This window comes from Pseudooceanicola nanhaiensis (assembly GCF_020171315.1).
Taxonomy (GTDB): Bacteria; Pseudomonadota; Alphaproteobacteria; order Rhodobacterales; family Rhodobacteraceae; genus Pseudooceanicola; species Pseudooceanicola nanhaiensis_A.
In genome coordinates this window covers 1-22,265 of record NZ_JAIUZP010000018.1, presented here as the reverse complement: position 1 = coordinate 22,265, position 22,265 = coordinate 1, and the positions used below count along the sequence as shown (strand labels likewise).

22 protein-coding genes are annotated in these 22,265 nt (G+C 66.3%); 10 read left to right on the top strand and 12 right to left on the bottom strand.

Annotated elements, in window-relative coordinates; translation table 11 throughout:
* Positions 1–50: 50 nt before the first annotated feature.
* Positions 51–281, bottom strand: coding sequence for a hypothetical protein (locus LCM32_RS21180; protein WP_224823077.1), 231 nt, complete (start codon positions 279–281; stop codon positions 51–53).
* A gap of 312 nt (positions 282–593) precedes the next feature.
* Here LCM32_RS21180 and rpsF point away from each other — a divergent pair, with 312 nt between their 5' ends.
* From rpsF to rplI, 3 genes are read left to right on the top strand one after another with little or no spacing between them, the layout of a single operon-like run.
* Positions 594–950: a 30S ribosomal protein S6 gene (rpsF, locus tag LCM32_RS21175; RefSeq protein WP_224823076.1), complete on the top strand. Its 357-nt coding sequence runs from the start codon at positions 594–596 to the stop codon at positions 948–950.
* Between the two features lie 28 nt (positions 951–978).
* Positions 979–1,206 carry a 30S ribosomal protein S18 gene (gene rpsR, locus LCM32_RS21170; RefSeq protein ID WP_058310770.1) on the top strand — a complete coding sequence of 76 codons (228 nt, stop codon included), beginning with the start codon at positions 979–981 and terminating at the stop codon, positions 1,204–1,206.
* Between the two features lie 12 nt (positions 1,207–1,218).
* A complete protein-coding gene (rplI, locus tag LCM32_RS21165; RefSeq protein WP_224823075.1) occupies positions 1,219–1,818 on the top strand; it encodes a 50S ribosomal protein L9 in 600 nt (199 codons plus the stop codon).
* A 523-nt stretch (positions 1,819–2,341) separates the two neighbouring features.
* On the opposite strand, the gene tig is transcribed toward rplI, so the two are convergent.
* Positions 2,342–3,670 (bottom strand): trigger factor, encoded by a 1,329-nt coding sequence (gene tig / locus LCM32_RS21160; protein WP_224823074.1) that lies wholly within the window; start codon positions 3,668–3,670, stop codon positions 2,342–2,344.
* 440 nt (positions 3,671–4,110) lie between these two features.
* Positions 4,111–4,953, bottom strand: coding sequence for a type IV pili methyl-accepting chemotaxis transducer N-terminal domain-containing protein (locus LCM32_RS21155; protein ID WP_224823073.1), 843 nt, complete (start codon positions 4,951–4,953; stop codon positions 4,111–4,113).
* 495 nt (positions 4,954–5,448) lie between these two features.
* On the opposite strand from LCM32_RS21155, the gene LCM32_RS21150 reads away from it, so the two are divergent.
* A complete protein-coding gene (locus LCM32_RS21150) occupies positions 5,449–6,864 on the top strand; it encodes a M20 family metallopeptidase (RefSeq protein ID WP_224823072.1) in 1,416 nt (471 codons plus the stop codon).
* Positions 6,865–7,326: 462 nt separating this feature from the next.
* Here LCM32_RS21150 and LCM32_RS21145 read toward each other — a convergent pair whose 3' ends face one another.
* The 8 genes from LCM32_RS21145 to LCM32_RS21110 form a co-directional block, all read right to left on the bottom strand.
* Positions 7,327–8,241, bottom strand: a complete 915-nt coding sequence (locus tag LCM32_RS21145; protein ID WP_224823071.1) for a LysR family transcriptional regulator — start codon at positions 8,239–8,241, stop codon at positions 7,327–7,329.
* Positions 8,238–8,870, bottom strand: a complete 633-nt coding sequence (locus tag LCM32_RS21140) for an aspartate/glutamate racemase family protein (RefSeq protein WP_224823070.1) — start codon at positions 8,868–8,870, stop codon at positions 8,238–8,240. Before LCM32_RS21140 ends, LCM32_RS21145 begins: the two co-directional genes overlap by 4 nt.
* A complete protein-coding gene (gene hydA, locus LCM32_RS21135; protein ID WP_224823069.1) occupies positions 8,867–10,321 on the bottom strand; it encodes a dihydropyrimidinase in 1,455 nt (484 codons plus the stop codon). Before hydA ends, LCM32_RS21140 begins: the two co-directional genes overlap by 4 nt.
* Positions 10,318–11,247, bottom strand: coding sequence for an N-carbamoyl-D-amino-acid hydrolase (locus LCM32_RS21130; protein WP_224823068.1), 930 nt, complete (start codon positions 11,245–11,247; stop codon positions 10,318–10,320). The genes hydA and LCM32_RS21130 overlap by 4 nt, the downstream gene beginning before the upstream one ends.
* A 22-nt stretch (positions 11,248–11,269) precedes the next feature.
* Positions 11,270–11,938 (bottom strand): amino acid ABC transporter permease, encoded by a 669-nt coding sequence (locus LCM32_RS21125; protein ID WP_224823067.1) that lies wholly within the window; start codon positions 11,936–11,938, stop codon positions 11,270–11,272.
* Between the two features lie 10 nt (positions 11,939–11,948).
* Entirely contained in the window at positions 11,949–12,617 is a 669-nt protein-coding gene (locus LCM32_RS21120) for an amino acid ABC transporter permease (RefSeq protein ID WP_224823066.1), read from the bottom strand.
* Positions 12,617–13,369 carry an amino acid ABC transporter ATP-binding protein gene (locus LCM32_RS21115; protein ID WP_224823111.1) on the bottom strand — a complete coding sequence of 251 codons (753 nt, stop codon included), beginning with the start codon at positions 13,367–13,369 and terminating at the stop codon, positions 12,617–12,619. The genes LCM32_RS21120 and LCM32_RS21115 overlap by 1 nt, the downstream gene beginning before the upstream one ends.
* A gap of 132 nt (positions 13,370–13,501) precedes the next feature.
* The gene (locus LCM32_RS21110) at positions 13,502–14,362 is read right to left on the bottom strand and encodes a transporter substrate-binding domain-containing protein (protein ID WP_224823065.1); all 861 of its coding nucleotides are present in this window, start codon (positions 14,360–14,362) and stop codon (positions 13,502–13,504) included.
* A gap of 363 nt (positions 14,363–14,725) precedes the next feature.
* On the opposite strand from LCM32_RS21110, the gene LCM32_RS21105 reads away from it, so the two are divergent.
* From LCM32_RS21105 to LCM32_RS21085, 5 genes are all read left to right on the top strand, one after another.
* Positions 14,726–15,139, top strand: coding sequence for a VOC family protein (locus tag LCM32_RS21105; RefSeq protein ID WP_224823064.1), 414 nt, complete (start codon positions 14,726–14,728; stop codon positions 15,137–15,139).
* Positions 15,140–15,460: 321 nt separating this feature from the next.
* Positions 15,461–16,210 carry an SDR family oxidoreductase gene (locus tag LCM32_RS21100; protein WP_224823063.1) on the top strand — a complete coding sequence of 250 codons (750 nt, stop codon included), beginning with the start codon at positions 15,461–15,463 and terminating at the stop codon, positions 16,208–16,210.
* Positions 16,211–16,743: 533 nt separating this feature from the next.
* Complete coding sequence (locus LCM32_RS21095; RefSeq protein ID WP_224823062.1) at positions 16,744–17,607, top strand: aldo/keto reductase; 864 nt, start codon at positions 16,744–16,746, stop codon at positions 17,605–17,607.
* A 155-nt stretch (positions 17,608–17,762) separates the two neighbouring features.
* The gene (locus LCM32_RS21090; protein ID WP_224823061.1) at positions 17,763–18,692 is read left to right on the top strand and encodes a LysR family transcriptional regulator; all 930 of its coding nucleotides are present in this window, start codon (positions 17,763–17,765) and stop codon (positions 18,690–18,692) included.
* 435 nt (positions 18,693–19,127) lie between these two features.
* Positions 19,128–19,523: a cupin domain-containing protein gene (locus tag LCM32_RS21085; RefSeq protein ID WP_224823060.1), complete on the top strand. Its 396-nt coding sequence runs from the start codon at positions 19,128–19,130 to the stop codon at positions 19,521–19,523.
* Between the two features lie 202 nt (positions 19,524–19,725).
* On the opposite strand, the gene LCM32_RS21080 is transcribed toward LCM32_RS21085, so the two are convergent.
* Entirely contained in the window at positions 19,726–20,718 is a 993-nt protein-coding gene (locus LCM32_RS21080) for an NAD(P)-dependent oxidoreductase (protein ID WP_412070703.1), read from the bottom strand.
* Between the two features lie 126 nt (positions 20,719–20,844).
* On the opposite strand from LCM32_RS21080, the gene LCM32_RS21075 reads away from it, so the two are divergent.
* Positions 20,845–22,017 carry an aminotransferase class V-fold PLP-dependent enzyme gene (locus tag LCM32_RS21075; RefSeq protein ID WP_224823058.1) on the top strand — a complete coding sequence of 391 codons (1,173 nt, stop codon included), beginning with the start codon at positions 20,845–20,847 and terminating at the stop codon, positions 22,015–22,017.
* Positions 22,018–22,265 lie beyond the last annotated feature (248 nt).

Below are 22,265 nucleotides of genomic sequence, written 5' to 3'. Positions count from 1 at the left end.
GAAACCCACAGGATCTGTGAACCTGCGAACAGAGCGCGGCGAACCGCCGCTCAGTCGCGCGGTGCGCCGCATTCGATGATCGTCACACCGCCCAGCAAAAGCAGGCCGATCAGCAGCCCGCCCAGCAGGAGCGACCCGCCCGGCGCGGCCCCGGCAAGGCAGGCGATCCCCAGCCCGAACCCGGCCACGATCATCGCGGCCCCGAACAGGAAGCTTACAAAACGGACAAGAACGCCGGGCACCGGCAGGGTCTCTTCACGGTCGCGGGGCATGTAGGCCATGGGACGAACTCCTGTTGCTGTTGCTGTCTCTGGCCCTCAGGGTCGCAATCCAAATCGGCAACAATAGGTTCCGAAATTGGAAACACGCAGGCAGCCTGCCTCATTCCTGCCCCGGGTGTGGCAGAGGCGGGCCCACAGTGATCGCACCCCGCCGGGCGGCACCCGCAGGCGAAGGGTTGCGCGGCCGGTCATTCCGGCGTAAGGACCGCGGGTCTTCCGCATGTCTAGCTGAACCGCGCGGACTCTCGTGGCAGGGTCGTGGAAGACATCAGACCCGCCTATGAAACGCGCCTTGATAGAAATGGAGTGCACATGCCGCTGTACGAGCATGTATTCATCTCGCGCCAGGATCTTTCCAACGCGCAAGCCGAAGGCCTGATCGAGCACTTTGGCGCCGTCCTGTCCGACAACGGCGGGAAACTCGTGGATCACGAGTACTGGGGCGTCAAGACGATGGCCTACAAGATCAACAAGAACCGCAAGGGCCACTACGCCTTCCTGCGCTCCGACGCACCCGCGTCCGCCGTGCAGGAAATGGAACGCCTGATGCGTCTGCATGACGACGTGATGCGCGTCCTGACCATCAAGGTCGACGAGCACGCAGAGGGCCCCTCGGTCCAGATGCAGAAGCGCGAAGACCGCGACGATCGCCGTCGCGAGCGCCGTTGATCGCAGCTTGAGGAAAGGACACTAAATCATGGCCGCAAAACCGTTTTTCCGCCGCCGCAAGGTTTGCCCCTTCTCGGGCGACAACGCACCCAAGATCGACTACAAGGACACTCGTCTCCTGCAGCGCTACGTTTCCGAGCGCGGCAAGATCGTGCCGTCCCGCATCACCGCCGTTTCGGCGAAGAAGCAGCGTGAACTGGCCCGCGCCATCAAGCGCGCCCGCTTCCTCGCCCTGCTGCCCTACGCCGTGAAGTAAGGAGAACGCACAATGGACGTTATTCTTCTCGAACGCGTGGCCAAGCTCGGCCAGATGGGCGACGTTGTCTCCGTCAAGCCCGGCTACGCCCGCAACTACCTGCTGCTGCAAGGCAAGGCGCTGACCGCCTCGAAAGAGAACATCGCCTCCTTCGAAGCCCAGAAAGCGCAGCTCGAAGCGCGCAACCTGGAAACCAAGAAAGAAGCCGAGGCCCTGGGCGAGAAGCTCGACGGCCAGGTCTTCGTGGTGATTCGCTCCGCATCGGACGGCGGCAACCTCTACGGCTCGGTCACGCCCCGTGACGCAGCCCAGGTTGCCACCGAGGCCGGCTTCTCGGTCGACCGCAAGCAGGTCATCATCCCGATGCCGATCAAGGACCTCGGTCTGCACCCGGTCAACGTGACCCTGCACCCCGAAGTCGAAGCGGTCATCACCCTGAACGTCGCGCGTTCGCCCGAAGAGGCCGAACTGCAGGCGTCGGGCAAGTCGATCCAGGAACTGGCCGCTGAAGAAGAAGCCGCCGCAGAGTACGAGATCTCGGAACTCTTCGACGACATCGGCTCGGCCGCTTCGGACGACGACGAAGGCCCCGCACGGGAAGACGAAGCGTAAGCTTCCCTCCCCTTTCGCCAGACACGGAACGCCGCGCGATCTTCGCGCGGCGTTTTGCGTTTGTGGGTGTGTAGACGGCCCTACCCTGCTGCCCTGCTGCCCTGCTGCCCTGCTGCCCTGCTGCCCTGCTGCCCTGCTGCCCTGCTGCCCTGCTGCCCTGCTGCCCTGCTGCCCTGCTGCCCTGCTGCCCTGCTGAAAAATCCGCGCGTTGACCCGTCGTGCAAACCCGCGATGCACCCGCGCCTCCTCCCTCCCTTCCGGCTTACACACCGGGCGGCGCCGAACCGAGGGGTGGCGCAAAAGCGCCGCCCCGTGGGGGCGGTTCGGCGCTGCCCGGCCTCTCGGCCGGGCGGGACCTGCCGAGGGAATAGCGCACAGGGGACAGACCCTGGTATCGCGCACATCGAGGCGCAGCCCTAAGCGCCTCACAGCTGCCTCCCCGACGGTCGAACCAATCCCAGCCCGACAAACGAAAAAGGGCCGCTCAAACGAGCGGCCCTCAATCCATGATCCCGATGCGGGATTATTCTTCGTCGAGCGCCTCGACAGCCTTGGTCAGGTCGTCCTTGCTGACTTCCTTCTCCGACACGTCGGCCAGTTCGAAGACGTAGTCCACGACCTTGTCTTCGAAGATCGGCGCGCGCAGCTGCTGCTGCATCTGGGCGTTCTGCTGGATGAACTCGAAGAACTGACGTTCCTGGCCCGGGTACTGACGCGCCTGGTTCATGATCGCCTGGGTCATCTCGGCGTCGGTCACCTGGACCTCTGCCTTCTGGCCCAGCTCGGCCAGCAGCAGGCCCAGCTTCACGCGGCGTTCGGCGAGCTTGTTGTGCTCATCCGTCGGCTCGATCTTGTCGTGGCTGTGGTCGTGCACGTCGGGGTTTTCCTCGTGCCACAGCTGGTGCGCGATCTGACCGGCTTCGGCTTCCACCAGGCTCGGCGGCAGCTCGAAGGTGACGGTCTCGTCCAGCGCGTCCAGCAGGCCGCGCTTCATGACCGCGCGGGCCGCACCGGCGTATTCCGCTTCCAGACGCTCACGGATCTGGCCTTTCAGCGCGTCGAGGTCCTCGGCGCCGTATTTCTTGGCCAGCTCGTCGTCGATCTCGGCGTCCTTGGCAGCTTTCACTTCCTTGACGGTGCACTCGAAGACGGCTTCCTTGCCGGCGAGATGCGCGGCCTGGTACTCTTCGGGGAAGGTCACGGTGACGTCCTTGGACTCGCCGGCCTTGGTACCCACCAGCTGCTCTTCGAAGCCGGGGATGAACTGGCCCGAGCCGAGCACCAGCGGGTAGTCTTCCGCCGCGCCGCCTTCAAAGGCTTCGCCGTCGACCTTGCCGAGGAAATCGAAGACCACCTGGTCACCGTCTTCCGCCGCGCCGTCCTTGGTCTCGAAGTCCTTCACGTTCTCCGCGAGGTTCTTCAGGGCCTCGTCGACAGCCGAGTCGTCGGCCTTCACGACCATCTTCTCGAGGCTGATCGACTTGAGCTCGACCTCGGGGATCTCGGGGAGCTTTTCGTAGGACATGTCGACGACGACGTCGTCGCCCTCGTTCCAGTTCTCACCGTCCTGCATCTTCACTTCCGGCTGCAGCGCGGGGCGATCGCCGGAGGTTTCGAAATGCTCGGACATGGCGCCGTCGATGACTTCCTGCATCGCTTCGCCGAGGAGGCGCGGGCCAAACTGCTTTTTCAGCAGGGCCAGCGGCACCTTGCCCTTGCGGAAACCCTTCATCTCGATTTCGGGCTGCGCCTCGGTCAGTTTGTCCTGCACCTTGGCGTCGAGCTCGGCGGCGGTCACGGTGATCTGGTACCCCCGTTTGAGGCCTTCGTTCAGGGTCTCGGTGACCTGCATCGTTGTCGTCCTTCTGTCTCAGGCTATCAAGCAACGCACCGCCCGCGGGCGGTGGTAAAATCAGTCGCCCTTCTATGAGGCGGCCCGCGCTCATGCAAGGTGAAAAGACCTGATTACACGGGCTGCGACACCGGAATGCGCCATTCGCTGCCCCCTCACGGCACCGTGACGCCCCAAGCCCGCCCGTCACCGGCGCTCAGGCGGGGAAATTCTCCGTGGCGAGAGGGCTGGCGCAGGCTGGCCCGGCCAGCCCTCCGCCCAATCTTTGCGCAGTCCTGCCCAACGTCTTCCGCGCATGGCCGAGAGGCGCCGGCCAACTCCGCCCATCGGCGCGAGGCGCCGGCCCCGACGCGCGCGCGCGTTTGCATCAGGGGCCACAACTGGGTCGACCGGGCCGATGCCACCCCACAGGGTCCGCCGCCGGACGTCCGTTTGGCCCCTCAGAGGGACTCGTACATCCACACCGCGCTGTTCATCTCTTTCAGCAGCTCCTCGCTGTCCGAGAGGAAGCGGCTCAGCTCCGCCCGCTCCGGCACGCCACCGGCGGCCACGCGATCAAGCTCGGGCTTCACCCGGGCCCAGATCATGCCGACACCGTCCAGCTGGGCCATCAGCTCCCACGTGGGCGGCAGCAGGATATGCTGTGCGGGATCGCCCTGGATCAAGGCATGCAGCGCCCCGTCGAAACTGGACACCGTCTGGGTCAGGTCGCCACGGGCCTCCGGGGCGCCGGGCAGTTCGGTGAAGCAGTATTCCTTCAGCGCCTTCTGGCTCAGCATCCGCTGGCGGCCCGCGACGTTGATCGCGCGGGCAAGGTCCGGGTGAATGAGCCCTGCGCCATAGGCCTTGTCCATCTGGCCCACGGCCTTGTTCATCTCGACCAGCACCTCGCCCGCGCCCTGAACGAAGGCGGTGACCTGCCCGGCATCGCCCGCCAGCAGCCCCTCCGCCGCGGCGCGATAGGCCTGCCAGAGCGTGCCGACATGGTCGAGCTGCGCGGCGATCTCCGGATTTACCTCCGGCTCCAGCTTCAGCTCTGCATCACCGTGGCGCAGGGCCACCAGCACCTTGTCGAACTCCGCGATCGCCGTGCGGGCCTGATGGGCCTGCATCTCTGCCGAGGCGCCGATCCGGTTCAGGCACACGGCCTTGGCGATCCGCTGCGACAGCATCCGCTGCCGCCCGGCGATGTTGATCTTGTACTTGGCAAGCTCCGCCGCGCTGCCCTCTGCCGCATGAAGCGGCACAGGGGCCAGCAGGCAGAGCGCCAAGGCGCAGAACACGAGAAGGACTCCGGGCAAGAAAAGGACTCGGGGCAGAGAAGGGAATCGGGGCATGGCGCGTCTCCTCGACTGGATGGGTCCTGCCTAGCGGCGAGGGGTTAAGAACCCCGCAACAGGCCCCTGCCGCCGCGCCGGATGCGTTCCCGATAAAATCACTCGGGCGCGCCTGTCGCATGTCCTGCGCGGGCCTGTGGGGTTATCCCCTCCCCAACGGTCGGACAGCCCGCCCCCCAGGATCGCACGCCAGCCCCGCAAGGACGCCAGCCCGCTCCCCAGGCAGCCAGCCCTCCGGCCCCGTCTCCACGCAGCCCGCCAGCCTTCGCCAGCCCGCCACGCAGACCGCGGCGGCCCGCTGCCCGCGAATGATCACCGTTAAGGCGCCCCCCTCGAATTCTCGTGATTTACGTGCGCAAGGCATGGAATTGCCCGACGCCCTGCGGCAAAGAGAGCGCGGGCCATCAGGCCAGACCATCCAGTGTTCACGGGGACCCGAACATGCAGAATACCGATCCGATCTGGGACATCGTCGACAGCCGCCGCGCCGCCTATACCGGCCTTGCCGACCGCGTCTTCGACATGCCCGAGATCGCCTATGACGAATACCGCTCGGTCGAGGAGCATCGCCAGCAGCTGGAGGCCGAAGGCTTCAAGGTGACGATGGGCATCGCGGGCATCCCCACCGCCGTGATGGGCGAAGCGGGCGAGAAGGGCCCGGTGATCGCGATCCTCGGCGAGTTCGACGCCCTGCCCGGCCTCAGCCAGGAAGCGGGTGCCACCAGCCACACCCCCCTGCCCGGCGACGGCATGGGCCACGGCTGCGGGCACAACCTGCTCGGCTCAGCCGCGCTGATGGCCGCCGCCTCGGTCAAGGAGTGGCTGGAGGCGGAAGGCATCGAGGCACGGGTGCGCTACTACGGCTGCCCGGCCGAGGAAGGCGGCGCGGCCAAGACCTACATGGTGCGCGCGGGCCTCTTCGATGACGTGGACGCCGCGATCACCTGGCACCCCTCGCCCTTCATCGGCGTGGACCGGCCCACCTCGCTGGCGAACACGAGGATCGACTTCACCTTCACCGGCAAGGCGGCCCATGCCGCGGCCTCGCCGCACCTCGGGCGCTCGGCGCTCGACGCGGTGGAGCTGATGAACGTCGGCATCAACTACATGCGCGAACACATGCCCGACGGCTGCCGCGTGCATTACGCCTACCTCGACGCGGGTGGCATCGCGCCGAACGTGGTGCCCGCCAAGGCGACCGTGCGCCAGCTGGTGCGCGCCCCGCAGCTGCCCGAGATGTTCGACCTGCTCGACCGGGTCCGCAAGATCGCTGACGGCGCCGCGCTGATGACCGGCACCACGGTGGAGGCCAAGGTCTTCTCCGGCGTGTCGAACCTTCTGGGCAACCGCCCGCTGGAGGAGCTGCTGCAGGCCAACCTCGACCGTCTGGGCGCGCCCGATTTCGACGCCGAGGACCGCGCCTTCGCCGAGGAAATCCGCGCGACGCTCTCGGCCGAGGACATCGCCTCGACCCTGAATGGCGTCGGCCTGCCGACCGATCCGGATCTGGCGCTGTGCGATTTCGTGGTGCCGCTGGACACGCCCGCGGGGCGCGGCGGGGCCGGGTCGACCGACGTGGGCGATGTCAGCTGGGCGGTGCCGACGGCGCAGTGCTGGATGGCGACCTGCGCCATGGGCACGGCCTTCCACAGCTGGCAGCTGACGGCGCAGGGCAAGTCGCCCATGGCGCACAAGGGCATGGTGCAGGCCGCCAAGGCAATGGCCGCCACGGCGCGCGACCTGATCCGCGAGCCGCAGCTGCTGGCTGCGGCCAAGGCGGTGCATGAGCAGAAGCTGGCGCAGACGCCCTACCGCTGCCCGCTGCCGGACGACGTGATGCCGCCCGTGAAGGGCTGAGCTTGACGATTGGAGACGCCCCGGCTTTTCGCCGGGGCGTTTTTCATTTCGAGCCCTGTCCGATGGCTGGCGGTTGAACCCGAAGGGCAGCGGGCGGCTACCCCGGGGCAGCGGGGGCTGTTCAGCGACCCTGCCCCCCCTCCAAGACATTGCCGACGAAACGCAAAGGGCAGCGCCGTCCCGCGGGGTGGCGCAATAGCGCCGCCCCAGGGGGGCGGGACGGCGCTGCCCGGCCTGAGGCCGGGCGGAACATGGTAGAGAAGTCGGCGCAACGGTGTCCGATAGAGGCGACGCCTCTACCTTGCCGCGCAGCACTGCTTACTCGAGCCACTGCAAGATCAGCGTGGGTCAGCTAGGTCTCACGAAAATATCGCCGAGATAGGTACCCCCTCGCCGCCGAGGCGGGGTATGCCCCTTGCGAGATAGCGAAGGCCCCGCACCAAAACGGGCCCTGCCGCCCCGTCACCGGCTCCGGTTCAACTGCCGCCGCAACTCTTCCATGAAGCTCAGCAGAAGCCCCGAATGCGGCACGCCCTTGCGGGTCAGCATCGAGGCGCTCACCTCCAGCGTCGGCATGAACGGCCGCGAGACCAGACCGCGATCAAGGTAGGGCTCGGCCGAATAGGGGTCCGTCACCGTGACGCCCATGCCATCCGCCACGAGCGCCGAGGCGGTCTGACAATAGCGCACCTCGATCCCCGGGCGATACTGCCCGCCGCCCTGCGCAAAGCCCTTGGCCACCAGCCGCCCCAGCTGCGAGGCCTGGTCGATGCCGACGATCTGGCGTCCGGTCAGTTCTTCGGCGGTGACGAAGGCGCCCTCGGCCAGCGGATCGTCTTCCGGCATCAGCACGACCATCTGGCTGCGCTGGATGATCTCGGAGTTCACGGTCTCCAGCCGCTCGGCGTTCAGCACGAGGCCGATGTCCGCCTGCCCGGTCTGGATCGCATCCAGTACGTTCTCCAGCCGCCGCACGTCATAGCTGATCGTGACCTCGGGCCGGGCTACATGGAAGGCCTGCAATGCCCGCGGCCCCAGCGAATAGCCAAGCGGCGGCGTCGCCATGACGCGCAGACGCCCGACACGGCCGGACCGGATGTCCCGCGCCCGCGTCGAGAAGGAGCGCAGGATGCCGAAGAGCGGGCGGATTTCCTCGAAGAGATCGTTGGCCTCACCCGTGGGCGTCAGCCTGCGGCCCGTCCGCTCGAAGAGCGAGAAGCCAAGCTGGTTTTCCAGCTGTCGCAGCCCGGCGGAGACCGCGGGCTGCGAAATGCCGAGGAACTCGGCGGTTTCCACCGTGGTGGTGCAGCGCATCATGGCCGCGAAGATCTCCAGCAGACGCAGGGAGACCTCGGGCAGATCCGCCGCGCGCGTCATCCAAGCACCGCGCCAAGCGCCATGGCCGCACCCGCCATGACGGGGTCGATGACGGCGACGCCCGTGTCACGCTCCAACCGCGCCCGGATCGGGGCCATGCCGGCACAGCCCAGAACGATCGCGCCCGCGCCCATGTCGCGCAGCCGGGCGGCAGTCTCGCGCACTTCGGCATAGACGGTTTCATCCCGGCCCGAGGCCTCGGCAGAAACGCCCGACAGCGGCAGTTCACCGGCCAGACGGGATTCGACGCCCATCATGCGGATCTTGCGCCGGTGACGACCAATGGAATTCGGCCCCAGGGCGATGATCCCGAAGAGGTCCGCCCGCGCCATGGCGGTCAGGATGCCCGCCTCCTGGATACCGATCACAGGCCGGTCCGTCAGCGCCCGCGCCATGTCGAGGCCCGGGTCCGAGAAGCAGGCCGTGACATAGGCCGCGGCAGGCGTCGTCTTGACCATCTCGGCCAGTCCGACACCGGCGCGCGCCACGTCCTCGTCCGTCGCGATGGTCGCGGGCGAAGACGGCAGGTCGCGGCAGTCGAAGTGATCCCCCAGCGGCGCAAGCGCCTCGGCGATCCCCCGCGTCACCGCGGAGGAGCTGTTGGGGTTGATGACGAGGATACGGCTCATCGCAGGACCGTGCCGAAGTTCTGCGCCGGGTCGAATTCCGGCGCCTGATAGCCCGGCTTGCCACGCAGATCGACGGGCGCACGACCGAAGAAGCGGCCCTGCCCTTCCTCGGCCTTCAGCGCGCCGTGCGCCACGATGGTGCGGCCACGGTTCATCACGACTTCCGGCACGCCGGTCAGCTCCATCCCCTCGAAGGGGGTGTAGTCCATGTTGTCGTGCTGGTCGGCCGCGACGACGGTGCGCGTCACCTCGGGGTTCCAGATCGCGATGTCGGCATCCATGCCGGGCGCGATGCGGCCCTTGGTGGTGCAGCCAAAGGTCTTGGCGGCGTTGGTCGAGGACAGCGCCACGAACTGCTCGGGCGTGATCCGGCCCTTCACCACCCCTTCGGAGAAGAGGTACGGCAGACGCGCGGCGATGCCGGGCATCCCGTTCGAGATCTTGGGATAGGGTGCATTGGCACCGTTCAGGAACTTGCCGGTCTCGTCGAAGCGGTAGGGCGCGTGGTCGGAGGAGACGCTTTCAAACGTGCCCTGCGCGATGTGGTGCCACAGGAGCTCCTGCGTGTCGGCCCCGCGCAGCGGCGGCGAGCAGATGTACTTGGCGCCCTCCATGCCCTCGCGGTCGAGGTCGTCGCGGGTCAGCGCAAGGTATTGCGGGCAGGTTTCCGCAAAGAGCTTGGCACCCTTGAACTTCTCGCGGCGCACGATCTCGGCGCCGGCCTCGGTCGAGACGTGGACGATGAAGAGCGGCGCATCGACCAGCTTGGCGAGCTGGATCGCGCGGTTGATCGCTTCTTCCTCGGCCAGCTGCGGACGGCTGATGGCGTGGTACTTCGGCGCGGTCAGGCCGTTGCCTGCCAGCCGCTTGTTCATCCACTTCACCATGTCGTTGTTTTCGGCATGGACCATCGTGATGGCGCCGTGGTGGCGCGCGACTTCGAGGATGTCGAGCATCCCGCCGTCGCCGAGGTTCATCAGGTCATAGGTCATGAAGACCTTGAACGAGGTGATGCCGCGGGCGAAGGCGCGCGGCAGTTCGTCCGTCAGGACCTTCTCGGTCGGGTCCGAGATGATGAGGTGGTAGGAATAGTCGATCACCGACCGGACGCCGCGGGCGTCGTAGGTCTTGATCACGTCATCCACCGACTGGCCGCGCTGCTGCGCCGCGAAGGGGATGAAGGAAGAGTTGCCGCCAAAGGCCGCCGAGATGGAGCCAGAGAGGTAATCATCGGCGGTCATGACGCCGGAGGAGCTTTCCTGCGCGATGTGGGCATGGGCCTCGATCCCGCCGGGCATGACGAGCCGCCCGCCCGCGTCGATCCGCTCTTCCCCGCCATCGAGGGTCTCGGCAACGGCCGCGATGCGGCCGTCCTTGATCCCGAGATCCCCCTTGAACTGTCCGTCGGCGGTCACGATCGTGCCGCCGTGGATTACCGTGTCAAAAGTCATTCCGAAGGTTCCTCTACGCCGGTTTGCGAAACGATCCGGCCATAGTGTTCGGTACGGCGGTGTGCGGCGAAGTTGAAGACCGTCGACTTGCCAAAGGCGCATTTGTCGAAATCTGCCTCTGCAACAAGCAGTTCGTCGCCTTCGCCTTCGGCCTTGGCGATCACGAAGCCATCGGGATCGACGATGATCGAGCCACCGATCATGTGGTTGCCGTCCTCGGTGCCGCATTTGGCGACGGCCATGGCGTAGGTGGAGTTCTGGTAGGCACCGGCGCAGACCGACAGCTCGTGGTGGTAGAGCCGCTTGGCCAGACCTTCATCCGCCGAGAGGTTGTTCTGCGAGGGCGTGTTGTAGCCGATCGAGACAAGCTGAACGCCCTGCAGGCCCATCACGCGCCAGCTTTCCGGCCAGCGGCGGTCGTTGCAGATCGACATGCCCATGATCACGCCCTGGCTGCGGACCACGTTGAAGCCGGTGTCACCGGGCAGGAAGTAGCGCTTTTCCAGGTGCTGGTGGCTCCGCTCTTCCTCGAACTCGGCATGACCCGGCAGGTGGGTCTTGCGGTACTTCAGCATGATCTCGCCCTCGGGCGACACGATGATCGAGGTGTTGAAGTGCTGGCCTTCCGGGGTCAGCTCGCAATAGCCGAAGGTGAAGCCCATGCCGTATTCCTTCGCCTTGTCAAAGAGCGGCTGGACGGCGGCGTTCGGCATTTCCTTTTCGAACCAATGATCGAACTCGGCCCGGTCCTCGACGTAGAAGCGCGGGAAGAAGGTGGTCAGCGTCATTTCCGGGTAGGCCAGGAACTTGACGCCCTTAGCGGCCGCCTCGTCCATCAGCGCGATCATGCGCGCGACGACCTCTTCGCGGGTCTCTGCCTTCTGGATGCCACCGATCTGGGCGGCGCCGATCATCATTTTCGTCATGGGAGATGTCCTTTCGGGGGGATCAATTCACGGCCAGTCCACGCTGGTAGCGGGCAATCACGCGCACCAGGGGCCAAAGCACGAGGAGGTACATGCCGGCTGCGAGAACCAGCGGCGAGGCGTTGTAGGTGACGGAGCGCGCCATGTTGGCGGAGTAGAGCAGCTCCGACAGGGACACGACCGAGGCCAGCGAGGTGAGTTTCACCACCTCGACGGTGTTGGACAGCAGGTCCGGCAGCACGTTGCGCACGGCCTGCGGCAGCACGACGTAGGTCAGCGCCTGCGCCTGAGACAGGCCCGTGGCCCGCGCGGCTTCGGTCTGGCCCTTGGGCACCGCGTTGATGCCCGCGCGGAACACCTCGGCGAAGTAGGAGGAGTTGTTCAGGAAGAAGGCGATGACCACGGCCATGAAGGGCGACAGCCGGACGCCCGCGAAGGGCAGGCCCGAATAGACGAAGACCAGCAGGACCAGCGGCGGCAGCGCGCGGAAGAGGTCGATATAGGCGATCGCGCTCCAGCGCAGCGCCCGGTTGGGCGAGAGCGCCGCAAGCGCAAGCATCAGCCCGCCCGCGAGGCCGCAGACGATGACCACGGCGCAGAGCTTCAGGGTCATCACCGCGCCCTTGAGCAGCAGCGGGAAGGCCTGGGACATGATGTCGAGGTTGAAGAAGGTCTGGATGAAGGTGTCCATGATGCCCCCCTCAGGTCGCGAAGTGGTAGCGCCGTTCGATCTTGTGCGATGCGATCACGGCGGGAATGAAGATGATGAGATAGGCGATGGCCGCCATGGTCAGCGGCGTGGCCGAGCCCGAGAAGCTCTGCGCCGAGGAGGAGACCGAGAGGATTTCCTTCACCCCGATGACAGAGCCGAGCGCGGTCAGCTTGGTCGTCGCCAGCACGCGGTTCACCAGCGGCGGGATGCCCCGGCGCGCAGCCTGCGGGAAGGCGATGTAAAAGAGCGTCTGCGCCTTCGACAGGCCCGTGGCCCGGCCCGCTTCCCACTGGCCCGCGGGAATGGCGGTCAGCCCGCCCCAGAAGATCTCTTCGGAAAACGCGGTCAGCACCAGCGACAGGACGATGTAGACCACCATCCAGCCCGAGATGTTCAGCCCCAGCGAGGGCATCCCGAAGAAGAGGATCAGGATCAGCACCAGCGGCGGCAGGGCGCGCATGATGTCGGCGAAGACGATGATGCAGAAGTTCACCAGTTTCAGCCCGGCCACCCGCAGGCAGGCCAGAGCCGCGCCGCACAGGATCCCGGTGATAATCGTCGCCACCGCAAGGCCCAGCGTCACGCCCATGGCGTGGATCAGGTCCGGCATGTAATCCGCCATGACCTTGGTGTTGAAGAATGTCTCGATGAACCGCATCAGTCGGCCTCCGCCCCGGCGTCCTCGTGCGAGACGCGGCTGAGGAAGGTCTTCAGGCGGTCGGACTTGGGATTGCCGAAGATCTCCTCCGGGGTCCCCTGCTCCACCACGTAGCCGCCATCCATGAAGATCACGCGGTCGGCGGCCTCACGGGCGAACTGCATCTCGTGGCTGACGACGAGCATGGTCATGCCCTTGTCGCGCAGGTCCTTCATCACCTTCAGCACCGAACCGACCAGTTCCGGGTCCAGCGCCGAGGTGGGTTCGTCGAAGAGCATCACGCCCGGGTCGAGCGCAAGCGCGCGGGCAATCGCCACCCGCTGCTGCTGGCCGCCCGAAAGCTCGGCGGGCATGGCGTCGGCCTTGTGCTTCAACCCGACCTGGTCGAGCATTTCCAGCGCGCGGGCCTCGGCCTCGGGCTTGGCCCGTTTCAGCGCCTTGATCTGGGCCAGCATCACGTTCTTCAGCACGGACATGTGCGGATAGAGGTGGAAGCCCTGAAAGACCATGCCGACCTTTAGGCGCATGCGGTCGAGATCGCGGCGCGGAATGTCGGTGATCCGCTCGCCCTCGATGAAGATCGCGCCGGAGGTGGGTTCCTCCAGCCGGTTGCAGCAGCGCAGCATCGTGGACTTGCCCGAACCGGAGGGCCCGATCACGAAGACCAGCTCGCCTTCCTGCACCTTGAGGTCGATGCTTTTCAGCACCTCGATATCTCCGAAGCTTTTTTCGAGCCCCGAGATTTCGAGCATGGTGCGCGGTTGGGTCATCGCTGTTGCCTTTATATTGAGGGATATTGGTGGCGGGGGCCCGGAAGAGGGAGAACAAGGGCCCCCGCCAGCTGCGAGAAGAGAGGGGAGATCAGACCTCGCAGCGAAGGGAGATCAGAATTCGCAGGTGATCTCGTGTTCGGTGGCGTCGTAGCCGTCGAAGCCCGGGGTGCCGTAGCCGGCGGTGGGCGTGATGATCGTGGCGCCTTCGGCCGGGGTCACGCCGAACCATTTCTCGGACAGGGCGGTCAGGGTGCCGTCGGTCTTGAGGCATTCCAGCACGCTGTCGACGAGGTCACGGGTGGCGGCGTCATCCTTGCGGAAGGGCAGACCCCAGACGAGGCCCGTGGGGTATTCGAAGGACAGCTCGATCTGCGGGTTCTTCTGCACGGCCCACGCGGAAACGGTGGCACCGGCCATGTTGGCGTCGGCCCGGCCCGAGGTCACGGCCTGGATCGCGTCGGTGTTGGTGCCGAAGGAGACGACGGTCCAGCCCATTTCATCGGCCTTGTCGCTCAGGAAACGCTCGTAGACCGAGCCCTTGTTCACGGCCAGCGTCTTGCCCTTGAAGTCTTCGAGGGTGGTGTAAGCCGCCGCTTCCGAGCCCTTGGGCACGACGAAGCGGAAGTTGGTGTCCATGAAGCCTTCGGTGAAAAGCAGGTTGGCGGCGCGCTCCTCGGTCACGGTGGTCGGCGCGACGAGGAAGTCGTAGGTGCCGGCCTGCAGCGCGGGGATCAGACCCGAGAATTGAGCGGCGGTGACATCGACCGGCACGCCCAGTTTTTCGGCGATCGCAGCGGCGAGATCGACGTTGAAGCCTTCGACGCCGCCCGACATGGTCGGCATGGCGTGGGGAGCGAAGGTGCCGTCAAGAGCGACCTTGTAGCCCTCGGGCTTGATCTCGGCCAGCTCGGCAGAGGCGGCCCCGGCAAGCGCCACGGTGGCGGCGGAGGCGAGGAGAAGATGCTTCATCATGGGTCAGAATCCTGTTGGTTGCGTCTAGCGGCACACCTTCTGGGGCGTGTCCTGCCCCCAGAAGACATCTGAAGCGCCTGTTTTCCAGTATAGATCAGGATTATTATACAACTATCAATATAATCGGATATTATATATTGCGGTTTCATGACATTCGCCGCCTGTCGTGCGAATTCCCCTAGATCACTGATAATAAAGGTGGAACACAGGGCCCCAAGAGGCCCCGAAGCGCCGATTCCGGGGGGCGCTTACAACCCGGCCCGCGATGGCTGCTCTCTTTACCGCTCAGCAACTGTGCGCAAGGAAGAGGCAGACGCCCCGTCAACCCGGGCCCTCTGCGGGGGGCCAACGAAAGGACAGACCATGCAATCGCTCTTCCACCTCGCCATCCACGTGAAAGACCTCGACGAGACTCGCGCCTTCTACGGCGACGTGCTCGGCTGCGAGGAAGGCCGTTCGACCGACACCTGGGTCGACTTCGACTTCTTCGGCCACCAGCTTTCCTTCCACCTGGGCGAGCCCTTCCCCACCACCCGCACCGGCAAGGTCGGCGATCACATGGTGATGATGCCCCACATGGGCGCCGTGCTGCGCCTCGACGACTGGCTGGCCCTCGCCGACCGGCTTCAGGAAAAGGGCATCGCCTTCGACATCCCGCCCGTGGTCCGCTTCGAAGGCCAGCCCGGCGAACAGCGCACGATGTTCTTCTTCGATCCCTCGGGCAACCCGATCGAGATCAAGGGCTTTGCCGACTTCGAAGGCCTCTTCGCCAAGTGAGCGGCGCCGGCCCCCATGGACACCCGGACGGGACCATGAGAGCCGCCGAGATGCCCGACGCAGATCGCGTCCTGTGACAGTTGGCCGCCGCTCCCATGGAGCGGCGGCTTTTTCATACGCCCTGCCCCGGCCGCGCGGCGGGCTTTGCCTTACCGCTGCACCTTGCCCGGCGCCGCTCCCGCAGGCATGACGGGACAGAGCCAGACCGGCGAGGTCGGCGCGGCATCGCCGCGATGGCCGCACGAAGACGTGCCGAGACATACCACGCACCGCCCGGTCGCCACCCGGCCCGGCACAGCGGATGACCTGAGGAGACCACAGATGGATTACGGACTGACCGGCAAACGCGCCCTCGTGCTGGGGGCCAGCCGCGGCCTTGGCGCCGCTTCTGCGGCCATGCTGGCGGCAGAAGGCGCAGAGGTGCTGGCCGCCTCGCGCTCCGGCACGGCCACGGGTGCGGGCGTCACCGGCGTGACGCTCGACCTCTCCGACGCGGCATCGGTCGCCGCGATGGAGGCAAGGCTGGCGGCAGAACCGGTCGATATCCTCGTGCTGAACTCAGGCGGCCCCAAGGCCGGCCCCGCCCGGGGCCAGTCCGCCGAGACATGGCGCACCGCCTTCGAGCAGATGGCCGTCGCGCTCTTCCGTCTGGCCGATGCCGCCCTGCCCGGCATGGAGGCCGCGGGCTGGGGCCGGATCGTGACCATCGGGTCCTCCGGCATGCAGGCGCCGATCCCGGGGCTGGCGCTCTCCAACGGGGTGCGCGGCGCGGTGGCGGGCTGGTCCAAGACGCTGGCCTCGGAAGTCGCGCCCCTCGGGATCACGGTGAACCTCGTCCTGCCGGGCCGCATCGCCACCGACCGCGTGGCCGAACTGGACGGCGTGCGCGCCAAGGCCAGCGGTCAGGATGTCGCCGAGGTGCGCCGCGCCTCGCAGGCGACCATCCCCGCCGGGCGCTATGGCACGCCGGAGGAATTCGCCGCAGCCGTGACCTTCCTGTGCTCGGCGCAGGCGGGCTACATCACCGGCACGGCGCTGCGCGTCGATGGCGGCATGCTCCGCAGCCAGTGACGCTTTGACAGGCGTGGTCAGGGCATCCGGGCCCTGACCGCAACGGTCCCGGAAACCGTTTCAGGTTTCGGCGGGGTGCAGCACCCGTTTCACGTCTTCGAACCGGGGGCCGAAAATTGGCCAAATACCGTTTGCGATCAGGGGCTTTTAGTTCTCCACACGGCTCTTCTGAAAGGACATGGTGCCGGTCTTGTGTGTCCCGATATGGAGGACAAGTTTATTCATCGATACGGCTCCTTGCGCCTTTGGGTCGGCTCCCTGTGGACCGACCGGCCCGCCGGTAGCCGCCATGACGCCCCCTATCGAGAGGACGGGAGTAAGGCTTCAAGCCTTTGAAACCATTACCAAATAATCTATCGAAGAACCATTCCACTTTCGCAACGCCGTCCGGTTTCATGTCCTCTGCTCATGAGTAGCGTGAATAATCCGCAGATTATCTGCCCCCCGCTCCGCGCCTATCTGCTTGCCATCAGCCGCCCCCCACGTGCGGGGCCATGCAGACCGGCCCCGGGCCGGACAGAAAGGACAGAGCCATGATTTTCGACGAAACCTATACCCTATCCAACGGCGTCTCCGTACCCAAGCTGGGCCTCGGCACCTGGATGATCGAGGACGACAAGGCCGCAGAGGCCGTCCGCGCCGCCATCGAACTGGGCTACCGCCACATCGACACCGCGCAGGCCTATGAGAACGAACGCGGCGTCGGCGCAGGCATCAAGGCCAGCGGTGTGGCCCGCGAAGCGCTCTTCATCCAGACCAAGCTGGCCGCCGAGGTGAAGGACTATGACGGCGCCAAGGCCGCCATCGAGGGCTCGCTGAACGCGCTTGGCCTCGACTACATCGACCTGATGATCATCCACTCGCCGCAGCCGTGGATGGAGTTCGCCGGCGAAGACCGCTTCTTCGAAGGCAACCTCGCCGCGTGGAAGGCGCTGGAAGAGGCTTATGAGGCAGGCAAGATCCGCGCCATCGGCGTGTCGAACTTCCAGAAGGAAGACCTCGCCAACCTGCTGGAGAACGCCACCGTCAAGCCGATGGTGAACCAGATCCTCGCCCACGTCAGCAACACGCCCTTCGAGCTCATCGACTACACCACCGCGAACGGCCTGCTGGTCGAAGCCTATTCGCCGATCGCCCACGGCAAGATCCTCGACAACGCCGAGATCAAGGCCATGGCCGACACCTACGGCGTGACCGTGCCGCAGCTTTGCATCCGCTACGTGCTGCAACTGGGCTGCGTGGCGCTGCCCAAGACCGCGACGCCCGCGCATATGAAATCCAACGCCGAGCTGGATTTCGTGATCTCCGACGCGGACATGGACACGCTGAAAAACGTGGACCGGATCAAGGACTATGGCGACGCGAGCATGTTCCCGGTCTACGGCGGCAAGCTCTGATCGCCCCTGCCGCGCGGCCTTTTCGGGGCCGCGCTCGCAGCCGGACCGCGCCACCCGACAACCGGCTAATCCGGCCCGGCGCATACATAAAGGACGTCTCGCAATCAGATGATTAGACTCATGAATGTCACGCCTCTATTTTCGGCAGGACCACCGTGATCCACCGACACCAGTTCGAGACGTCCCTCATGCTCCGCGAGAATATCAGCGACCTCATCGCATTGGCTGCCGTGGCCGAGGAGCGCAGCTTCACCAAGGCGGCCGCGCGGCTGAACGTCTCGCAATCGGCGCTCAGCCACACGATCAAGGGGCTCGAACAGCGGCTCGGCATGCGGCTTCTGACGCGCACCACGCGCTCTGTCGCGCCGACGCTGGAGGGCGAAGACCTGCTCGCCACGCTCACCCCCTGCTTCGAGAAGATCGAGGCCCGGCTGCTGGCCCTCAACGATGCGCGCAACCAGCCCACCGGCACCGTGCGGATCGTGGCGGTGGAATATGCCATCGAAAGCCTGCTCTGGCCCAAGCTCTCGCCCGTGCTGAAAGAGTACCCCGCGGTGAATATCGAGCTGGTGATGGACTATGGCTTCACCGATCTGGCCGCGTCGCAGTGCGACGCGGGCGTGCGCTACGGCGACCAGGTAAGCGACGGCATGATCGCCATGCGGATCGGCCCGGACGAGCGCATGATCTGCGTCGGCGCCCCCAGCTACTTCGACGAGATGGGCGCGCCCGAGGTGCCGCAGGACCTGGCACACCACCGCTGCGTGAACCTGCGGCTTTCGACCCATGGCGCGCTCTATGCCTGGGAGTTCGAAGACCGGGAGGGCCACGAGATCCGCGTCAAAGTCAGCGGTCAGCTCTGCTTCAACACGATCAACCCTGTGCTGCGCGCGGCGGTCGATGGCCATGGGCTCGCCCTCGTGCCCGAACGGCTGGCCGAGGCCGATATCGCCGCGGGGCGGCTGCGCACCTGCCTTGATGCCTTCTGCCCCTCCTTCCCGGGCTTCCACCTCTACTACCCCAGCCGCCAGCGGCCCTCCTCGGCCTTCCAGATCGTGCTGGACGCGCTGCGCGAACGCGGCTGAGCGACCTCAAGTCATTGATGAACGGCGCATCATGACCGGCATGGGGGCGGGTGCATTACCTTTCTGTGGACGCCTCCACCTCATCTGGACGCAAAACCGACCGGTCGCGAAAAGACCGGTGAAAAGCATGTCTGCCCGGCAAGCACACGGCCCGGTACCGGGGGAGGTGAAGGGCAATGCGCCCGTGTTCCAGCGCGCAACGGCGATCTGCCGACAAACAAGCGATAGATGAGCAGGCTTCATGACTGACCTGCTGGGATGCGCTATTTACGATGGCGGGACAGAGGTCCAAATCCCCCTTACGGTAGGGCTGAGACAGCAGCACGAAAGACCACAGCAGACGACGACAGCGGCTGGCCCTGGCCCGCCCGGCCCGGCGTCCTGGACCGACAGATTCACCAAGCTGCGCTGAGGCGCAGAGAAAGGACACTTCCCATGAAAATCATCCGTTCCGGCAGCGCGCCCTCCACCCCCGGCCCTGCGGACTGGTTCACCGGCACCGTGCGCATCGACCCGCTGTTTCAGGCTGACGAACCCGGCCGCACCACGGGTGCCCATGTGACGTTTGAACCCGGTGCACGCACCGCGTGGCACAGCCACCCTGCCGGTCAGACGCTCATCGTCACCTTCGGCCGTGGCCGCGTGCAGCGCGAAGGCGGCCCGGTCGAGGAAGTGACCCAGGGCGATATCGTCTTCTTCCCGGCGGATGAAAAGCACTGGCATGGCGCCTCGGCAGAGACCGCGATGAGCCACATCGCCATTCAGGAAAGCATCAACGGCACGCTCACCACCTGGATGGATAAGGTCGCCGACGAAGACTACAACGGCTGAGCCGTCCCGGCAGGGCGCTGCCTGCGCCCTGCCCCATTGCGGCGGTCGCCCCTGCCCCGCCAGCCTCATGGCCGCGCAACCGGCCCCCGCGCAGGGCGGCACCGCGCCGCAAGGCTCCATGGCACCGGCAAGGGCGCCCTTCTGGAGCAGCCTCAGCATGTGACCCCTCCTGTTCATGCGTAGGTCTGTTCTCGGTCGTGTCTCAATCGGCCGGGAATTCGCAGCCCAGGTCCCTCAGCGCGGCGTCGACCCAGCTGCGGTCGTTGGTGCCCTCGGCGATGGCCTTCATCTGGCCGATCTCGGCGGCGGATTTGGCCTGGGTGCTCTTCAGCACGGCCTCGGCCTCGGCCAGCGGCACGCAGTGCACGCCGTCGCTGTCGCCGATCACGATGTCCCCGGGGTGGATGACCATGCCGCCAAGGCTGATCGGCACGTTGATCTCGCCGGGGCCATACTTGTAGGGCCCGCGGTGGGTGACGCCCGCGGCAAAGGTCGGCAGGTTCGTTGCGACGAAGGCGTCGAGATCACGGATCGCGCCGTTCAGCACGAAGCCCGCCACGCCCTTCTTCACCGCGTAGGCCAGCATCAGCTCGCCCATCAGCGCGTTGGTCAGATCGCCGCCCGCATCCACCACGATCACGTCGCCCGGCACGGCCATGTCGATGGCCTTGTGCAGCATCAGGTTATCACCGGGGCGCGACTTCACGGTCAGCGCAACGCCGGCCATGCCGCCGGAGGCATGCATCGGACGCAGGGCCGGACCGGCGGCCGTCAGGCGCGCCATGCTATCCGAGACGTTGGCAACCGGCAGCTTGGCGTAGGCCGCGACCAGCTCCTTGGAGGCGACTTGGGTGCGGTTGAGGATGCGGAAGCCTGCGGGCATGGGTGAGTTCTCCACGGAAGTGAGGGAAGCCGCAGCGGCGGCCATGAGGGTACGGTTCACGATGTGCTCGGGCGGAACCGGTGTGCCGGCGAGGATCTGGCAGATGCCACGCAGCGCCTCCGCGCCGACCCGCGCATTCGCCTGCACCGTGACACCACCGATGTGCGGGGTCATGACGATATTGCGCTGCGCGTAAAAAATGTGATCCGGATCAGTCGGTTCGCTGGCAAAAGCATCAAGACCCGCGCCTGCTATAGGGCCGCCCGCTATGCGGCGAGAGCCCCTGCCCGCGCGGGGACAGCATGAGCGCATCCCCCCTCGTGGTCGGCCCTCATCATTGGAAGCCGCGGCGCACCCCCCAAGATGTGCGGTTGCGCATCTTGCCGTGAGCGGTGACACTCTGCCTCCAACACCTTCGCTGACATCAGGCCCCCTCCCATGATCGACATCGCACAAGTCCGCCGGGACACGCCCGGCGCCGAGACCACGACCCATCTTCTGGCCTGTGGCTCCTCCCTCATGCCGCGCTGCGTGGCCGATGCGGTGATCAAACACACCCGGCTCGAAGCGCAGATCGGCGGGTACGAGGCCCACGCCCAGCAGGCGGCGCCGCTGGAGGGGGTCTATGCCTCCGTCGCCCGCCACATCGGGGCCCGCCCGCGCGAGATCGCGTTGATGGAGAATGCGACGGTCGCGTGGTGTCACGCCTTCTATGCCCTGCCTCTGCGCAAGGGCGCCCGGGTGCTGACCTGCGAGGCCGAATATGCCGCCAACTACGTCGCCTTCCTCCAGCGGGCCAAGCGCGATGGCATCATCATCGAGGTGATCCCCTCGGACGCAGATGGCGCGCTGGACGTCGAGGCGTTGGAGCACCGGATGGGCGACGACGTGGGGCTGATCGCGATCACCTGGATTCCCACCAACGGTGGCCTCGTGAACCCGGCGGCCGAGGTCGGCCGGATCGCGCGGGCGCACGGGGTGCCCTATCTGCTGGATGGGTGCCAGGCCGCAGGCCAGATGCGCATCGACGTGGCAGAGCTGGGCTGCGATTTCTTCTCGGCGACCGGGCGGAAGTACCTGCGCGGCCCGCGCGGCACGGGCTTTCTCTATGTTGCGGAGCGGTGGCTGGACCACCTCGAACCCGCGATGATCGACCATTTCGGCGCGCCTTGGGTGGAGCGGGACCGGTACGAGCTGCGCGACGACGCGCGGCGCTTCGAGACCTGGGAGAACTCCTATGCCCTGCGCGCCGGCCTCGGTGCGGCGATCGATTACGCCGACCGGATCGGGATCGAAGCGATCGAGGCCCGCGTGCGCCTGCTGGCCGATCACGCCCGATCGCTGCTGGCGGCGACGCGGGGCGTTCAGCTCCGCGATCTCGGTCGTGAGCGCTGTGGCATCGTCAGCGTCTCGGTCGACCACCCGGAACCGCAATCGCTTGTGGCCAGGATGGCCGAGGCCGGCTTTGTCATCGGCACCTCGGCCCCGTCGAGCACCCGCCTCGATGCGGAGCGGCGCGGCCTGCCGACGCTGCTGCGTCTCGCGCCGCACTACTTCAACACCGAGGACGAACTGGATCGTGCTGTCGCGCACCTCGGTACGCTCCTCTGACACGGGAGCGGTTTCGGCCCGCGCTGCCCTCCGGGGCGGCGCCCTGTCGCGCAGCCAGCAAGCTGGATCTTCACGAAGTTTCTTGAAGTGGTGCGGGTGAAGGGCACCGTCGAAACGTCGCAGCCTGTCTGACCTGCTCCCCTGAAAAGTCCGCGGTTTGAGGTTAGCCTGTTCTCCAAACGAGGAGACAGACGATGCGGAAAAGCCGTTTCAGCGAAGAGCAGATCATTGGCATCCTGAAGGAGCAC

Coding starts and splice junctions, on each gene's coding strand:
- LCM32_RS21180 (WP_224823077.1), bottom strand. CDS start 281: ATGGCCTACATGCCCCGCGACCGTGAAGAGACCCTGCCGGTGCCCGGC.
- rpsF (WP_224823076.1), top strand. CDS start 594: ATGCCGCTGTACGAGCATGTATTCATCTCGCGCCAGGATCTTTCCAAC.
- rpsR (WP_058310770.1), top strand. CDS start 979: ATGGCCGCAAAACCGTTTTTCCGCCGCCGCAAGGTTTGCCCCTTCTCG.
- rplI (WP_224823075.1), top strand. CDS start 1,219: ATGGACGTTATTCTTCTCGAACGCGTGGCCAAGCTCGGCCAGATGGGC.
- tig (WP_224823074.1), bottom strand. CDS start 3,670: ATGCAGGTCACCGAGACCCTGAACGAAGGCCTCAAACGGGGGTACCAG.
- LCM32_RS21150 (WP_224823072.1), top strand. CDS start 5,449: ATGCAGAATACCGATCCGATCTGGGACATCGTCGACAGCCGCCGCGCC.
- LCM32_RS21145 (WP_224823071.1), bottom strand. CDS start 8,241: ATGACGCGCGCGGCGGATCTGCCCGAGGTCTCCCTGCGTCTGCTGGAG.
- LCM32_RS21140 (WP_224823070.1), bottom strand. CDS start 8,870: ATGAGCCGTATCCTCGTCATCAACCCCAACAGCTCCTCCGCGGTGACG.
- hydA (WP_224823069.1), bottom strand. CDS start 10,321: ATGACTTTTGACACGGTAATCCACGGCGGCACGATCGTGACCGCCGAC.
- LCM32_RS21130 (WP_224823068.1), bottom strand. CDS start 11,247: ATGACGAAAATGATGATCGGCGCCGCCCAGATCGGTGGCATCCAGAAG.
- LCM32_RS21125 (WP_224823067.1), bottom strand. CDS start 11,938: ATGGACACCTTCATCCAGACCTTCTTCAACCTCGACATCATGTCCCAG.
- LCM32_RS21120 (WP_224823066.1), bottom strand. CDS start 12,617: ATGCGGTTCATCGAGACATTCTTCAACACCAAGGTCATGGCGGATTAC.
- LCM32_RS21115 (WP_224823111.1), bottom strand. CDS start 13,369: ATGCTCGAAATCTCGGGGCTCGAAAAAAGCTTCGGAGATATCGAGGTG.
- LCM32_RS21110 (WP_224823065.1), bottom strand. CDS start 14,362: ATGATGAAGCATCTTCTCCTCGCCTCCGCCGCCACCGTGGCGCTTGCC.
- LCM32_RS21105 (WP_224823064.1), top strand. CDS start 14,726: ATGCAATCGCTCTTCCACCTCGCCATCCACGTGAAAGACCTCGACGAG.
- LCM32_RS21100 (WP_224823063.1), top strand. CDS start 15,461: ATGGATTACGGACTGACCGGCAAACGCGCCCTCGTGCTGGGGGCCAGC.
- LCM32_RS21095 (WP_224823062.1), top strand. CDS start 16,744: ATGATTTTCGACGAAACCTATACCCTATCCAACGGCGTCTCCGTACCC.
- LCM32_RS21085 (WP_224823060.1), top strand. CDS start 19,128: ATGAAAATCATCCGTTCCGGCAGCGCGCCCTCCACCCCCGGCCCTGCG.
- LCM32_RS21080 (WP_412070703.1), bottom strand. CDS start 20,718: ATGCGCTCATGCTGTCCCCGCGCGGGCAGGGGCTCTCGCCGCATAGCG.
- LCM32_RS21075 (WP_224823058.1), top strand. CDS start 20,845: ATGATCGACATCGCACAAGTCCGCCGGGACACGCCCGGCGCCGAGACC.